The 1,015-nt window shown below is 42.1% G+C and carries 1 protein-coding gene and 1 pseudogene; one reads left to right on the plus strand and one right to left on the minus strand.

Features of this window, described 5'->3' with window-relative positions:
* A pseudogene (locus tag R8269_RS26515) lies at positions 1-165 on the minus strand (GGDEF domain-containing protein); the annotation flags it as partial.
* Positions 166-485: 320 nt separating this feature from the next.
* On the opposite strand from R8269_RS26515, the gene R8269_RS26520 reads away from it, so the two are divergent.
* The coding region (locus R8269_RS26520) for a deoxyribodipyrimidine photo-lyase (protein ID WP_318223075.1) at positions 486-1,015 on the plus strand (530 nt) is incomplete at its 3' end.

Consider the following 1,015-nt stretch of genomic DNA (forward strand, 5'->3'; position numbering starts at 1 on the left):
GTGTTCTAACACTTCGTCCATCTCAAAATTGAGTTCTGGAATGGTTTTGTCTACGTAGGTATACCAAAGCGCGTAGTTTGCGGGGGTGGCAGCTACATGATTTTTGATCATTAGTGGCACCGCTTTTTTTAAGTTAGCGGTCGATTTCTTAAACTCGTCAGTCATTTCTGCGATGTTACTAGCAAAATGGAATTGGATTTAGATTACCGGATATTAACTAATATCGCTTTAATTTTTATCATTTTTGCTTGGTTTATATAAAAAAATGAGCAAATAGCGGTGATATTCATAAATCTGAAATTTGATTTTATAAAATCTCAGTTTAAAAAGTGAACGATTGAGGATGGAAATACGATTTGGCTCTTATGTTCACGATTCATGCAAAGAGCATGGAAAGCGCTGTAGTTAGTAAGAACGGATGATCCGCTTGCGATGCCGAGCGTAAAACAAATCAGTACATTTAGCTCTTCGCCTAAGGACGTTTTTTGAAAAAGAAAATAGGGCTTTACTGGTTTACGTTTGACCTAAGGCTTCACGATAACTCGCTATTGGTTGATGCCTCATCTTTTCTGGATGAATTGGTTTGCTTGTATTGTCGCCCTTCAGTAACTCCTTTTCTCCATCATTTTGCTCAGGAGGTAACGCTAGGACGAGCTAGGCAGAAATTTATCGATGCGTCTTTGTGCGAACTGAATGACGCACTCGGCCAGTTAGGTCAGCGACTTTGGACGATAGATCTACCCCCGTATCAAGCCCTCAAATATGCCATTCAATATTTGGGTGTCACTCATCTTTATGCAGACGCAATGGCTGGCTCGGATGAACAGAGCATATTGCACAAGCTGCAAGATGAATACCCACACCTTGTCATTGTTCAGCACGCTGTACGCAGTTTGTTCGACGAAAGCAAGCTGCCGTTTACGTTGCTTGATCTGCCCGAGACTTTTACTCAGTTTAGAAAGTGCGTTGAAGGGATAGACATCGCCCACCCAATAGATGCGCCGAGCCGCCTACC

Source organism: Vibrio sp. Vb0667, assembly GCF_033391095.1.